We start from the raw sequence: 13,870 nt of genomic DNA, 5'->3' as shown, positions 1-13,870 counted from the left end.
GCAGCCGTCGTCGTACGATCCTCGTCCGGTCAGCCCGCGAACGCCGGCTGGGCGACGCCCTTGCCCGCACCCGGTACGACCAGGAGCGAGCCCGACATCGGGTGGGGGTCGGACAGGCCGACGCGGGCCGTGGTGATGTACAGGTCCGTAAGGTCCGGGCCGCCGAAGGCGCAGGCCGTGGCGAGGGGCGTGGGCAGGGTGATCGTGCGGTCCAGGGTGCCGACGGGGGTGTAGCGGCGCACCGCCGCGCCGCCCCACAGGGCGACCCAGACGCAGCCGTCCGCGTCGACCGTCAGGCCGTCGGGGAAGCCCGCGCCCTCCTCGATCAGCGCCAGTTGACGGCGGTTGCTGACATTCCGCCCGTCGTCCGACACGTCGAAGACGTCGACACGGCGGGTCGGGGAGTCGATGTAGTACATCAGGCGGCCGTCCGGGCTCCAGCCCGTGCCGTTGCTCACCGCCACGTCGTCCAGGACGGTCGTGGCCTCGCCGACGCCCGTCAGCCGGGACAGCGTGCCGCCGCCCGGCGCCTCGTCGTAGCGCATCGTGCCGGCCCACAGCGAGCCGTCGGGGGCCACCGCCGCGTCGTTCGCCCGGCGGCCGGGCGTCGGCTCGTGGTGCAGCCAGCGGAAGCCGGTGGCGGGGTCGGCGCCCTCGCCGTCGTACAGGGCCACGCCGTCGCGCAGGTTCAGGACCAGGCCGCCGCCCGCGCGCGGCTTGGCGGCGCCCACGTGCTGCTCCGTCGCCATGACCGTGCGACGGCCGGTCGACGGGTCGTAGGTGTGGACCCGGGAGCCGAGGATGTCGATCCAGATCAGACGCGACGCCGCCGCGTCCCAGGTCGGGCCCTCACCGAGGGTCGCCTGCGCCTGGACCGCGACGTCGAGGCCGGGTTCGTACGTGGTCATGCCACACTCCGGTAACCGAGGCGCTCGGAGAGTTCGGCGGCGCCCTTGGCGGCGAGCTGTTCCAGCTCCGAACGGTGGTCGTCGCTCCAGCGGATCATCGGGACGGAGATCGACAGCGCGGCGACCACCCGGCCCGTGCGGTCGTGCACCGGCGCCGCCACACAGCTGACGTCCGGGTTCGACTCGCGGTTCTCCACGGCGACGCCCCGGCGGCGGATCTCCGCGAGGGCCTCGCGCAGGGCCGCCGGGTCGGTGATGCTGTTCGGCGTCATCGCGGGCAGCGGGACGTTGTCGGGGATCCGTGCGGCAAGCTCGTGGTCGGGCAGCGAGGCCAGCAGCATCTTGCCCACGGAGGTGCAGTGGGCGGGCAGGCGGCGGCCGGCCGCCGACACCATCCGTACCGCGTGCGAGGAGTCCATCTTCGCGATGTAGATGACGTCCGTGCCCTCGAGGATCGCGACGTGCACCGTCTCGCCGCACGTCTCGGCGACGGAACGGGCCACCTGGAGGCCCTCCGCGGCCAGGTCCAGCTGTTCGGCGTAGCGGCTGCCGAGCTGGTAGGGGCGCACGCCCAGGCGGTAGCGGCCCGGCTGGCCGGGGACCTGCACAATGTACGAACGGGCGGCGAGCGTCGTCACCAGTTCGTGCACGGTGGTGCGTGGCAGCTGGAGTCGGCGCACTATGTCCGGGGCGGAGAGCGTGCCGTCCCCGTCCAGAAAAAGCTCAAGAATGTCGAGAGCCCGGGTCACGGCAGGTACGAGGCGTCCCATGACGGCCCCCTCTCTTGTGTTCAGGGTGTCTACGATCTCGACGCCTTTTCGACGGCGTTCGAGATTTCAACAGACGATCGGCATGACGAACAGATGACAGGCTAGCTACAAGGGACCGCGCCGGGCAATGGGCGTGCAATGGCTTCGTTGCCGTCCGTGACCGCCCTCGTCCGACCACCCTCGTCTTCCGGCCGGTACGCGACGATGGTCCGTATGTTCACGGTGACCGACTTCCAGCTGGTGCTGCTGCGCCGCATGGCCGACCACAACCCTGATCTGGTGGAGGACGCCCGCCATGAGCTGGGCGTGTCGATCGCGGACATGCGCGAGGCCAACAAACGCTGGCAGGCGATGCTCCGCTCCCCGCGCGCCCGCGCCGCCGCCTCCCGGTACCGCTCGGTCCTCGGCACCCCCGAGTCGGTGACGCCCCGCACCATCGGCGACCTGGAGTGCGAGGCGTGGCTCTGGCCGGTCCCCCTCTGGCCCGACCTGCGCTTCGAGTTGCTCGTGGCCCCGAACGGCGTGGCCTGGAACGAATGGCTGGTACGGGCTCCGGGCGCCCCCTCCCCCGCACTCCGCACGTCGGACGATCTGCGCCCCTGGTCCTGCACGGTCGACGAGGTCGCCCGCGCGTTCGCCCCCGCGCGCCCTCTGGAGGGCACGGCCCCCACTCGCTGGGGCCTGGCGTTCACGGCGCCGGACGGGTCAGGGGTACGGCGGGAGTGCGCGGCGGAGTTCACCTGGGGGCTGTTGCAGCGGGTGGTGGTCAGGGACTGACGGGCCGGGCAGTCATGACGGGCACGGGGTCACACGGTCACCGGCGGCCGACGGCGGCCGACGGCGGCCCGCAGGATGGCCTGCACGACCACCGGTACCGAGTCCGGATGCAGATCGAGGAACAGGTTCGGCTCGATCAACTCCAGTTCCATGACCCGGGGTTCACCGTCGTCCCCGAGAACGAGGTCGACACGGGCGTACAGGAGCCCGGAGTTGTCCGGTACGGCGGCCAACGCCCGCTCGGCTACGGCGAGTTCGGCCGGGGTCGGGGTCCATACCTCGAGGTCGGGATGGGCGACCTTGTCGTCGTCGTACGCCGCCTTGGGAGTCAGCACGGCCCCCTTGCGGCTGGCGTGCAGGAAACGACCGCCGAAGAACTGCAGGGCACGCTCCCCGAAGACGTCGACGCTCCCCACGTAGGGCTGCACCATCGCGGTGAACCCCTCGGCGTGCATGCGCGCGAGATGCCGTACGGCCGTCTCCCGGTCCTCGGGTGTGTAGCGGGCGGCGTAGCGGGCGCCGGCGCCGGAGGTGGGCTTGATGACGTACTCGCGGTCGTCGGGCAGGTCGGGGGTGTCACCGGGCGCCTCGCCGGGCGCGAGATAGCTGGTGGGGACCGTGGGGACGCCGGCCGCGGCCAGCTCGCCGAGGTACCGCTTGTCCATGTTCCAGCGCAGGACACCGACCGGATTCGCGACCCGCGTGAGCTTCTCGCACCGCTCCAGCCAGCCCGCGAACTCCTCCGCGCGCCAGGAGTAGTCCCAGGTGGACCGGACCACCGCGAGGTCGAAGGAGGCCCAGTCGACGTCGGGATCGTCCCAGTGGACGGCGACCGCGTCGGCCCCGGCCGCCACCAACTCCCGTACGAGGAGCGGGAAGTCCCGGTCCTTGCTGGGCTCCGGACGGGGGTCGTAGGTGACGATCGCGATGCGGACCACGGGGACTCCCTCGGCGAGGTGTGCGGTAAGGCGCGTACGGCTGGTTCACCACTGATGGCGGCACCGAGTGAAGGTTAACAAGCGCTTGACCTTCACCTTTGGTGAAGCCCCAGCATCGGTGACGGGACGAGGAACCGGCGGGAAGCCGGGATTCAGAGAACCGGGCACGGAACCATGCACGATGCAACGGGACCACGCACGGGACGATGCACGGGAACCAGGACACGGGACCAGGAAACGGGGTGCTCCATGACGAAGCCGGAGACGCTGACCATCGGGGCGTTCGCCAAGGCGAGCCGGCTGTCGCCGAAGGCGCTGCGGCTCTACGACGAACTGGACCTGCTCCGCCCTGCCCGCGTCGACCCCGACACCGGATACCGCTACTACGCGCCCGAGCAGTTGGAGCAGGCCCGGCTGGTGGCCTGGCTGCGCCGGCTGGGGATGCCGTTGGCCCGTATCCGGCAGGTCAGGGCCATGGAGCCGCCGGCCGCCGCCCAGGAGATCCGCGCCTTCTGGGCACGGGTCGAGGCGGAGACCGCGGCCCGCCGGGATCTCGCCACGTTCCTCGTCGACCATCTCTCGACACCGCCGAGGAAGGACACCCGTCCCATGGCAAGCAGCAATCTTCTCGAACTCCGCTACGCCGCCCGCACCGACATCGGTCTGGTCCGCGCGGCCAACCAGGACACGGCGTACGCCGGTGCGCGCGTCCTGGCTGTCGCCGACGGCTTCGGACCCGGTGGCGCACCGGCCGGCGCCGCCGCCGTCGAGGCCCTGAAGTTCCTGGACGCCGAACCGCTCACCGCCGGCAGCGTCCTGAACCTCCTGGAGGACGCGGTCCAGGGCGCCGCCCAGGCGGTCCGGGACGTCGCCGAGACCGAGCACCCCACGACAGGGGACGAGCGGACGGACGACGTCGGCACCACCCTCACCGCGATGGTGTGGACCGGGTCGCGCCTCGCCCTCGTACACATCGGAGACAGCCGCGCGTACCTTCTGCGTGACGGTGAACTCTTCCAGATCACCCACGACCACACGCTGGTCCAGTCGATGATCGACGAGGGTCGGCTGACCCCCGAGGAGGCCGCCGCCCACCCCCAAACCAACCTGCTCGTCAAGGCGTTGACACGCGCCCCCGCCTCCCCCGACCTGCGCCTGCACGACGCCCGGCCCGGCGACCGCTACCTCCTGTGCTCCGACGGCCTGACCAGGGCCGTACCGGAGGGCACCATCCGGCACCTCCTCACCACGATCCCCGACCCGGACGCGACCACGCTCGCCCTCATTGAGGCGGCGAACGCCAACGGAGGCCCGGACAACGTGAGTTGTGTGGTGGCCGAGGTGGTTCTGGCCGGCGGCGACGACTGACAGGGGTGCGGTGGGCGGCCGGAGGTGATCGTGAACGGGTTTCTTCCGGCCGCCGATGGTGTACGGAGGGATCGGGAGACAAGTTGTTCCCGCGATGGTTGCGACCACTGTGACGAGTTACCGCCGTGACGAGTTAAGGAGTACGACCCGTGTCCTCTCTCTTCCCCAGGTTGACCGGTGGCCCGACCGGAGCCCCGGACCGGCACCCCGCCCTGCGCTTCGGCGAGCGCTCGCTGACGTACGCCGAGCTCGCCGCCTCGGCCGACGCCCTCGCCGACCGGATCTCCGGGGCAGGCGGCCGGGTCGCCGTCTGGGCGACGCCGACGCTGGAGACGGCTGTCGGTGTCGTGGCCGCGCTGCTGGCCGGGGTTCCGGCGGTGCCACTGAACCCGAAGTCGGGGGAGAGCGAGTTGGGGCACATCCTCAAGGACAGCTCACCCACGCTCGTACTCGCCGCCCCCGGCGACCAACTCCCCGCTGCCTTCGGCGCGTTGGATCGCGTCGATGTCGACGTCGACGTACGTACGTCCACCGGGTCAGCGGCTGGCGCGGCGGCGTACGAGCCCACCCCCGAAGCCCCCGCCCTGATCGTCTACACCTCCGGCACCACCGGCCCGCCCAAGGGCGCCGTCATTCCGCGCCGGGCCATCGCCGCCACCCTGGACGCGCTCGCCGACGCCTGGCAGTGGACCGGTGAGGACGTGCTGGTGCACGGGCTTCCGCTCTTTCATGTGCACGGTCTGATTCTCGGCATCCTCGGGCCGTTGCGACGCGGCGGCTCGGTGCGGCACCTCGGGCGGTTCGGGACGGAGGGCGTGACCCGGGAGCTGAACGACGGGGCGACGATGTTGTTCGGCGTTCCGACGATGTACCACCGGATCGCGGAGGCGCTCCCTGGCGACCCGGAACTCGCCGGGGCGCTCGGCCGGGCGCGGCTGCTCGTCTCGGGTTCCGCCGCGCTGCCCGTGCACGACCACGAGCGGATCACGGCGGCGACCGGCCGCCGGGTCGTGGAGCGGTACGGCATGACCGAGACGCTGATGAACACCAGCGTCCGCGCGGACGGGGAGCCGCGCGCGGGCACGGTCGGCCTACCGCTGCCGGGCGTCGAGCTGCGGCTCGTCGAGGAGGACGGGGCGCCCATCACGGCGTACGACGGCGAGACCGTGGGCGAGATCCAGGTGCACGGGGCGAACCTGTTCACCGAGTACCTGAACCGGCCCGACGCCACCGAGGCCGCCTTCACCGCCGACGGCTGGTTCCGCACCGGGGACATGGCGGTGCGGGATCCCGACGGCTATGTACGGATCGTCGGGCGCAAGGCCACCGACCTGATCAAGAGCGGCGGTTACAAGATCGGCGCGGGCGAGATCGAGAACGCGCTGCTGGAGCACGCGGGCGTCAGCGAGGCGGCCGTCACCGGGGAACCGGACGCCGACCTGGGCGAACGGATCGTCGCCTGGATCGTCCCCGCCGATCCGCAGTCCCCGCCGGACGCCGACGAGCTGGCGAACCATGTCGCCGCCCGTCTCGCCCCGCACAAGCGCCCCCGGGTCGTGCGCTACCTGGACGCCCTCCCGCGCAACGACATGGGGAAGATCATGAAGCGGGCGCTGCCCGGTGACTGACCGAGCGGCCGGGCCGACGACCGACCGGACCCCCGGGCGCCACTCCGCCCGCGAGATCATCGCCCTGCTCGCCGACGGCTCCCACGAGGGCTTCCGCGAACTCCCTTACCCCACGCGGGATTTCCAGCCCGACGGCCCCCTCGCCTGGCGGGGTTACGACGCCTCGCGCGCCCGCGCCGCCGCCCGCACCGGCGAGGAGGAGTCCGTCGTGTGCGGCACCGCTCGCGTCGGCGGCACCCCGGCCGTACTGATCGCCTTCGAGTTCGGTTTCCTCGGCGGCTCACTCGGCGAACGCACCGGAGACCGCCTGGAGTCGGCGTACGAGTACGCGCGGGCCCACCGCCTGCCCGTCGTACCGCTGGTCGCGACGGGCGGCAGCCGGATGCAGGAGGGCATGCTCGCGCTGACCCAGCTCCAGCGCGTGGCGCGGCAGTCGGCGCTGACCCGCGAGGCGGGCCTGCCGCAGATCGCGGTGCTCCGGGATCCGACGACCGGCGGCGGCTGGGCGACCCTGGGTGCGGGCGCCGATGTCGTACTGGCGCTGACCGGTGCCCAGGTCGGCTTCGCGGGTTCCCGGGTCCGGCCGGCCGACGCGGACCCGGCGGCGTACACGGCCGAGGCGCAGGTGGCGGCGGGCGCGGCCGACGCGGTCGTACGTCCGGAGGCGCTCCGGGAGACGCTGGCCCTGTGGCTGCGCCTGCTGAGCGCCGGTGCGATCGGGCCGGGGCCGGTGGAGGCCGCCGTGCCCCCGGCCCTGTTGGACACCGGCGCCACCGCTGCCATCGACACCGGCCCCCCGCAGGCCACCCTGCCCCCGACCCAGCCGAACGCCGATTCCACCGACACCACCACCGCCGACTCCCCCGCCGGCACGGCGGAGACCGCCGCGTCACCGCCTTCAACACCACCGTCACCGCCTTCCGCCGGTCCCGCCTCCCTCCCCGCCACCGGCTGGGACGCCGTCCAGCGCACCCGCGCCCCCGGGCGCCCACGCGCCGGGGCCTACCTGGACGCGTACTTCGCCCGGCGTGCCTCGATCAGCGGCGACCGCTGCGGGGGCACCGACGGCGGGATGGCGTGCGGGTTCGGTGAGCGGGCACAGGACGGGCGGACCGTCGCGTACGCGGCGCAGCTCGGCACGGCCACCCGCCCCGCCGGCTATCGCACCGCCGCCCGGCTGATCCGCCTCGCGGACCGGCTCGGCATCCCGGTGCTGACCCTGGTGGACACCCCGGGCGCCGCCAACGACGCCGCCGCCGAGCGGCAGGGTGCGGGCGCCGCGATCGCGGACCTGTTCGGCGCGGTCGCCGCCGCGCGCACGCCGGTCACCACGCTGCTGATCGGCGAGGGCGGCTCGGGCGGCGCCCTGGCCCTCGCCGCTCCCGGCAGCACCTGGGCCACGCCGGACAGCTACTTCTCCGTCATCGCGCCGGAGCTCGCGGCGGCCATCCTCAAGCGTCCGGAGAGCGAGGTGGAGGCGACGGCGGACCAGCTCCGGATCCGGCCACAGGACCTGGTGGAGCTGGGGGTGGTGCGGGGCGTCGTGGGCCGCCCGGAGCCCACCCCGGATCTTCGGTAGCGCCAGCAGGCCTTGTTCTGCCAGGTCCAGAGTTGTTTGGACCTTTGATTCAGATCGCTGAACAACCCTTCTCTCCTGGAAAGTCGGTGGTGTCGTAGCCCCACCCCAGAGAGAAAGGAGCGGGGCCATGTCCCGTTCACTGCGCAAGAAGCTCGCCGGCGCCCTGGCTGTCGCCACCATGGTGGGTGGGTCGCTGACCCTGGCCGCCGGTGGGGCCAGTGCCACTGCCTACCCCTCCCCCGACTGCAACTCTCCCCTCTTCACCGCCTGCGTCAAGATCGTCAACCAGAGCGTGGACGCGTACAGCTGGCGGATCAGTGTCACCCAGCCCAACGGCCACAGGTGGGAGCGGTGCCTCCAGGGCAACGAGCCCCACAAGACGAGCTACTGGACGAACGTGTGGTTCTCCAGCAGCGACAAGGCCTCGCTGGTGGCCTACCGCGGCAGGAGCTGCGAGGGATGGAGCAGGAACGACAACTGGTGGGGCGACTGGAGCACGACCCAGGACCAGTACCACATGATCGTCGTCAACCGTCACTGACGGTAGTGCGCCGCTCGCACCACCGGTCCCTCTCTCACCCCCGTTCCCGTTGTCCCTCTCCCCGCAAGGAGCCCCAGTGAACAAGAAGAAGAACCGCCGCCGGCTGGCGTCGGCCATGGGCGTGGCCCTCACCCCGCTCGTCCTGCTGGCCTCGGCGGGTTCCGCCTCGGCGGACACCTGGTGCTGGAAGCCGGACGGCTACGACATGCGCAAGGGCGACACCACCTGGGCGAAGTCGCAGACCCAGGCCGCGAGCACCTGGGAGGACTGGGTGTTTCGGGGACCCACCTTCCGCTGCCCCACGAACGTCCCCGGCTGCTCCTACGCCTGGGGCGAGACGAAGACGACGGGTTGGCAGTGGAATGTCAACGTCACCGTCAACAACCCGATCCCCTACCTCAACAAGATTCTCCCCAGCGTCACCCCCAGCTACGGGCGCAACGGGTCCACGTCGACCACCTTCACCAATACCGTGAACCTGAGCCCGGGGCAGTATGCCCAGCCGATCCAGTTGGTGCTGCGCCGCTGGACGAAGGGCACCTTCGTCGGAGCGTTCCGCACCGACCACTCCAGCTGTGGCGGTGGCCAGGAGCGGTACTGGTGGGACGGCAACTACGAGTTCGGCACGTGGACGGCCAACCTCAGGGTGAAGGACTACGGGACCTACAACGTCTACAAGTGACGTTCCTGTGACCGGCTGAGTCACCTGATCCGCCTGGCCCCTGCGGCGGCTCCTCATCCCCCTCCCCGCCTCGGGGGCCAGGCCCCTCCCCGCACCGACCCGCAAGGAATACCGTCATGATTCCGCGCCGCCTTTCCCGTGCCGCGCTGCCCGCGGCCACGGCTGTCCTGTGCGGTCTGCTGGCCTCCTGCTCCGGCAGCGGTAGCAGTACTTCCCCGGCGGCCGTCACCTCACCGACCGCCTCCCCGAGCACCGCCACGAGCACCGCCGGTCAGGTGACGACCGTCTCGCCCTCCGCCGCACCCAGCGCCGCCGCCTCGGTCAGGACCCTGCCGCCCTCCCGGCTGTGCGCCGTCCTCGACGAGGCCGCCGCCCGCCTGGTGCTGACCGATCCCCTCCCGGCCCCTCGTGTCGCACCCGGCAAGGGCACCGCTCCCGACTCGTGCAGCTACGCCTCCGGCGACCGGACGGCCCTGCTGACGCTCAGCCCCTCCACCCGCTCCTACGACGCCGAACGCGCCGCCTCGCGCAGCCTGGTCGGCGACCCCGCGTCCGCGGGCATGCGCGACGTGAAGGTCACCGAGGTCACCGGCCTGGGACAGGCAGCTTTCAGTGAGACCACCGAAGTGCTGCAGCCCCCGCAGAGCGTCGACTTCGTGGTGTGGAAGGCCGGCTCCCGCGTCTGGGTGCTCACCCTCGCGCAGCCCGCAGGGGCGAAGGACGGCGCCGACGGGCTCGTCACGCTGGCCCGGCGGATCACACCCCGTCTCGCGGGCTGATTCCACAGACCTGCCGGTAGGGCGCGCTCGGCACGTACGTCCGCCACTCCCCTCGCGTCAGGCCGGTGCCCGCCCGGGCGCAGATCCGGTCGACGGCCCGCTCGGGGTCGAGCGCATACCGCTGGAGCGGGACGTGCGGGCTGCCCGCGTACAGGGTCGTGCCGTCCGGCGAGAAGGCCAGCGACTCGATGCCGTCGCCGGGCGTGGCCAGCGGGGTGCCGAGAGGCTGGCGGGTCTCGACGTCCCACAACTGGAGACCGCCGTCGCTTCCGCCCACCGCCAGCATCCGGCCGTCGGAACTGACGGCCACCGCGCTCACCGCCTCCGGGGTGGGGCCGAGCGGTGCCGGGAAGACGTTGCGGAGCACTCCGGCGCGCCGGCTCACGGCCCCGTCCCACAGGGTGACCCGGCCCGACCCGTCGCCGACCGCGAGCAGCGAGCCGTCGGCCGAGAAGGCCGCCGCGGCGATCTGCGCGCCCTGCGCCAGGTCGTGGTCGACGCCTCGGCCCGACGGCAGCGCGGCGAGCCGTCCGTCGCCGATCAGCAGGCCGCCGCCGGGGCGGGCGGTCAGGAGATCGCCGGGCAGTCCCGGCAGTACGGCCGTGCGGTGGTGGGCCGCGGTGTCCCACGCTTCGTCATACGGATCCCGGACCCCGTTGCGGGCTGCGTACAGGGCGCGTCCGCCCGGCCCGAGGGCGAGCTTCAGCACCGGATCCCCGGTCAGGTCGAGCGTGCCGCGGACCCGGCGGCGAGCCGTGTCCCACACGGTGAACGTCTGCCCGACGGTCTGCGGTCCGGGGGCTGAGACGCCGTACGCGAGTGCCGTGCCGTCCGGGCTGAACGCCGTCAGCGGGAAGGTGTCCGGGGGGAGATCCGAGGCCCGGGAGCCGGGCACGTCCACCGGGGGCAGGTGCCCGAGTGGACGGCCGTCGGCGGTGGCCCGGATCTGGAAGAGGTACCGGCCGCCGGACCGTCTGGCCGTGACGTAGGCGCGGCCGTCGGGGCTGAGGCGCACGTCGTCGAGGGGGGTGTCGCGCCAGGCCGGGGTGACCGCGAGGCCGACATCGACGGTGTGGACGGTACCGCCCTCCAGATAGCGCAGGGCCCGCCCGCCGGCGTCCCAGGCCGGGCCGCCGTACACGTACTGGTTGTGCAGGGCGTGCCGGAACACGGGGGCATCCGGCCGGGTGAGCCGCCGGATACGGATCTCGGTGGCGTCGGCCGTCGCCAGAAACGTTCCGTCACCGCTGAACGAGGCGTAGGTCACGGCCTCGTCGTCGACGGCGGCCAGTTGCCGGCCGGCGCGGACGTCCCACACGGTGACCCGGGTGTCGGTGATCGTGGCGAGCCGGTCGCCGGGGCCGAACAGCAGCAGCTGGGAGTGGTCACTGTCGCAGACACCGTCGCTCCGCTCCCACGGACCGTGGACGGCGCGTCCGGTGCCGGTGTCCCACACCTGCGGGCCCCCTCGGGCGGGACAGACGGCGAGCAGGCGGTTGCCGGTGCTCGCGACGGGGGCGGTCAGGCCGGTCGCCCGGATCCGGAACAGCACCCTGCCGTCGGCGACCGCGCGCAGCTCCACCCGGTCGTCGTCCTCGGCGAGGTACGTGTGGCCGTCGCCGGCGAAGGAGACCTGGGCGACGATCGGCAGCGGGGCCCCGGCGCCGGTCCAGTGGCCGGCGGACATGTCCCACAGCCGGATGCCGGTCGCGGTGCGCAGGACGAGGGTGCGGGCGTCGGGGGCGACGGACTCGGTCACGGCATCGGCCGGAAGCCGGCCCGTGGCCACGCGGTGATGGGAGCGCACGTCCCAGGTGCGCCAGGTGCCGTTGTCCACGCTGACCAGCGTGCGGCCGGCGTTCGCCAGGAAGCGGACCGGGGTGCCGGGCGCGGGATCGGTGAAGGCGTCCGACTCGGACTGCACGAGCGAGCCGAGCAGGGCCCGGTGGGTCTCGGGGAGCTTGGCGGTGCGCCAGCCGGCGACACCGAGCAGGAGGGCGGCGCGCGGGTCGGTGGTGCGCAGCGAGTCGGCGACGTCGGCGGTGCGGCGGGCCGAGTCCTCGATGTGGCCGCGCTGGGAGTAGTCGTACTGCTGCCAGGCGGCCAGGCCGACCACCAGCGCCATCATGAGCAGCACCGACATGGCGCCGGCCAGTATCCGGGAGCGGCGCCTGGTGTGGACGACGGTGCGCTCCTCGGCGTCGCGGGCGTCCAGCGCGGCGAGCAGGAAGGCCCGCTCCGTCGCCGTCAGCGCCGGATCCAGCTCCGGATCGGGGAAGAGTTCCTCGGCGCGCGCGAGGCGGGTGCCCCGGTAGAGGGTGCCGGGGCAGCGGTCGTGGTCCAGCCAGACCTGGGTGGCCTCGGTCAGGCTTCGGTGGTGGCGCAGCCGTTCCCGGTCCTCCTCGATCCAGCCGTGCAGCCGGGGCCAGCAGGTGAGCAGGGCCTCGTGGGCGAACTGCGCGCCGTCCTCGTCCACGGTCAGCAGTCTTGCGCGGGCCAGCCGCTCCATCACGACCGGGACATGGGGGTGCGCCCACTCGGCGAGTTGGGGGCGGGTGAGCGGGCGGCGCGTGTCGGAGGTGCCCTGGCCGGGCTCGACCATCCGCAGCAGCAGCAGCCGGGCCGCGCGCGCCTGCTCCGCGTCGAGACTCTCGTACGTCGTGTCCGCGCTGGCGGCGATCGCACCCCGTACCCCGCCCGCGGCTTCGTAGCCGGCCAGGGTCAGCATCCGGCCCCGGCGGCGGCGCCAGGTCTCCAGCAGGGCGTGCGAGAGCATCGGCAGTCCGCCGGGCTCGTCGAGCATCTCGTCCACCAGGCGGGCGGTCAGCTCCCGCTCCACCAGCAGCCCGGCGGCCTGGGCGGGTCCGGTCACCGCCTCGCGCAGTTCGTCCGCCGTCATCGGCCCGAGCAGCAGTCCGGCACCCGACAGGGCGTCGGCCATGCCGCGGTGCTCGGCGCAGCGTACGTAGAAATCGGCCCGTACGGCGATGAGGACCCGCAGCCGGGCGGCCGGGTCCCGGGCCGCCAGCAGCAGGTCCATGAAGCGCGAGCGTTCCTCGGGGTCCCGGCAGAGGGTGAAGACCTCCTCGAACTGGTCGACGACGACCCAGCTCGCGGGCTCGTTCTCGGCGGGGGTCAGCAGATGGCCGTAGGTCGTGGCGGGCCGTGGTCCGGGGGTGAGGATGCGCAGCACCGCCGGATGTCCGTGCGCCGCGATCTCCTCGCGCAGCCGGGGGATCAGGCCGGCCCGCAGCAGGGAGGACTTCCCGCTGCCGGACGGGCCGCAGAGGACGGCGATGCGGTGGTCGCAGACCAGTTTCCCGAGTTGCTCGACCACGCGGTCCCGGCCGAAGAACAGCTCCTGGTCGTCCGCCTCGTACCGGGCGAGGCCCCGGTAGGGCGGCGTCTCCCCGGTCTCCTCGCACGTCGCGTCCGCCAGGTCCGCGTCGGCCTCTTTCCAGCGCCGCTCCCATTCCGCCGGGTCGGCACCGCAGGCCCGCGCGTACGCCTGGAGGACGGCCAGGGACGGCAGGCGCTCGCCCGCCGCGGCCTGCGACAGCGTGGTCACGGAGAATCCCGCGTCCTTCGCCATGGTGCGGTACGAGGGGCTGCCGACCGTTCTGCGCAGCTCGCGCAGCTCCTGAGCGAGCTTCTGGACAGGACCGTCCGCCGGGTCCAGAGGTCTCTCCGGCCGTCCCATGGGTTGCGCACCTCCGTACATCTGGCGAAACGGTCACGGATGTACGCCAGAAAGTACGACCATACGGGGCACTTCATTGCCTAATGCCTTACTTAACGTAAACGCGAGGTGAAGTGAGATCGTCGGGACCATGGCCCCAATTCCGGCATAACGGATCAATTACCCATACGGCGGCCCCCCGCCCGGCCCCCCGCCGCGCG

11 protein-coding genes are annotated in these 13,870 nt (G+C 72.6%); 7 read left to right on the top strand and 4 right to left on the bottom strand.

The annotated features are described in order from the left end of the window. Nucleotides 1-29: 29 nt before the first annotated feature. Nucleotides 30-908: an SMP-30/gluconolactonase/LRE family protein gene (locus tag ADL01_RS27815; protein WP_053744753.1), complete on the bottom strand. Its 879-nt coding sequence runs from the start codon at nucleotides 906-908 to the stop codon at nucleotides 30-32. Further along, on the bottom strand, nucleotides 905-1,678 hold the full coding sequence (locus ADL01_RS27810) for an IclR family transcriptional regulator (protein WP_053744752.1): 774 nt from the start codon (nucleotides 1,676-1,678) through the stop codon (nucleotides 905-907). The genes ADL01_RS27815 and ADL01_RS27810 overlap by 4 nt, the downstream gene beginning before the upstream one ends. 204 nt (nucleotides 1,679-1,882) lie before the next feature. Between ADL01_RS27810 and ADL01_RS27805 the strand changes: the two genes are divergently transcribed. Next, nucleotides 1,883-2,455: a hypothetical protein gene (locus ADL01_RS27805; protein ID WP_053744751.1), complete on the top strand. Its 573-nt coding sequence runs from the start codon at nucleotides 1,883-1,885 to the stop codon at nucleotides 2,453-2,455. A 29-nt stretch (nucleotides 2,456-2,484) separates the two neighbouring features. Here the strand turns inward: ADL01_RS27805 and ADL01_RS27800 are convergent, their stop codons facing one another. Continuing rightward, entirely contained in the window at nucleotides 2,485-3,393 is a 909-nt protein-coding gene (locus ADL01_RS27800) for an ATP-grasp domain-containing protein (RefSeq protein WP_053744750.1), read from the bottom strand. A gap of 249 nt (nucleotides 3,394-3,642) precedes the next feature. Here ADL01_RS27800 and ADL01_RS27795 point away from each other — a divergent pair, with 249 nt between their 5' ends. The 6 genes from ADL01_RS27795 (at nucleotide 3,643) to ADL01_RS44910 (ending at nucleotide 9,970) form a co-directional block, all read left to right on the top strand. After that, entirely contained in the window at nucleotides 3,643-4,761 is a 1,119-nt protein-coding gene (locus ADL01_RS27795; RefSeq protein WP_053744749.1) for a MerR family transcriptional regulator, read from the top strand. Nucleotides 4,762-4,910: 149 nt separating this feature from the next. After that, on the top strand, nucleotides 4,911-6,389 hold the full coding sequence (locus ADL01_RS27790) for an acyl-CoA synthetase (RefSeq protein ID WP_053744748.1): 1,479 nt from the start codon (nucleotides 4,911-4,913) through the stop codon (nucleotides 6,387-6,389). Continuing rightward, the gene (locus ADL01_RS27785; RefSeq protein WP_053744747.1) at nucleotides 6,382-7,968 is read left to right on the top strand and encodes a carboxyl transferase domain-containing protein; all 1,587 of its coding nucleotides are present in this window, start codon (nucleotides 6,382-6,384) and stop codon (nucleotides 7,966-7,968) included. Before ADL01_RS27790 ends, ADL01_RS27785 begins: the two co-directional genes overlap by 8 nt. Before the next feature lie 127 nt (nucleotides 7,969-8,095). Then, a complete protein-coding gene (locus tag ADL01_RS27780) occupies nucleotides 8,096-8,509 on the top strand; it encodes a hypothetical protein (protein WP_053744746.1) in 414 nt (137 codons plus the stop codon). Nucleotides 8,510-8,585: 76 nt separating this feature from the next. Beyond that, nucleotides 8,586-9,191, top strand: coding sequence for a hypothetical protein (locus ADL01_RS27775; protein ID WP_053744745.1), 606 nt, complete (start codon nucleotides 8,586-8,588; stop codon nucleotides 9,189-9,191). 116 nt (nucleotides 9,192-9,307) lie between these two features. Continuing rightward, nucleotides 9,308-9,970: a hypothetical protein gene (locus ADL01_RS44910; RefSeq protein WP_053744744.1), complete on the top strand. Its 663-nt coding sequence runs from the start codon at nucleotides 9,308-9,310 to the stop codon at nucleotides 9,968-9,970. Here the strand turns inward: ADL01_RS44910 and ADL01_RS27765 are convergent. After that, nucleotides 9,948-13,670, bottom strand: a complete 3,723-nt coding sequence (locus ADL01_RS27765) for a helix-turn-helix domain-containing protein (protein WP_053744743.1) — start codon at nucleotides 13,668-13,670, stop codon at nucleotides 9,948-9,950. The genes ADL01_RS44910 and ADL01_RS27765 overlap by 23 nt on opposite strands. Nucleotides 13,671-13,870 lie beyond the last annotated feature (200 nt).

The organism is Streptomyces sp. NRRL WC-3618 (assembly GCF_001280005.1).
Lineage (GTDB): Bacteria > Actinomycetota > Actinomycetes > Streptomycetales > Streptomycetaceae > Streptomyces.
The sequence above is the reverse complement of the archived record's forward strand: the minus strand, read 5'-3'. Positions and strand labels throughout refer to the sequence as shown.

Excerpts from the sequence above, each read along its gene's own strand:
- ADL01_RS27815 (WP_053744753.1), bottom strand. The coding sequence starts at position 908 with ATGACCACGTACGAACCCGGCCTCGACGTCGCGGTCCAGGCGCAGGCG.
- ADL01_RS27810 (WP_053744752.1), bottom strand. The coding sequence starts at position 1,678 with ATGGGACGCCTCGTACCTGCCGTGACCCGGGCTCTCGACATTCTTGAG.
- ADL01_RS27805 (WP_053744751.1), top strand. The coding sequence starts at position 1,883 with ATGGTCCGTATGTTCACGGTGACCGACTTCCAGCTGGTGCTGCTGCGC.
- ADL01_RS27795 (WP_053744749.1), top strand. The coding sequence starts at position 3,643 with ATGACGAAGCCGGAGACGCTGACCATCGGGGCGTTCGCCAAGGCGAGC.
- ADL01_RS27780 (WP_053744746.1), top strand. The coding sequence starts at position 8,096 with ATGTCCCGTTCACTGCGCAAGAAGCTCGCCGGCGCCCTGGCTGTCGCC.
- ADL01_RS44910 (WP_053744744.1), top strand. The coding sequence starts at position 9,308 with ATGATTCCGCGCCGCCTTTCCCGTGCCGCGCTGCCCGCGGCCACGGCT.
- ADL01_RS27765 (WP_053744743.1), bottom strand. The coding sequence starts at position 13,670 with ATGGGACGGCCGGAGAGACCTCTGGACCCGGCGGACGGTCCTGTCCAG.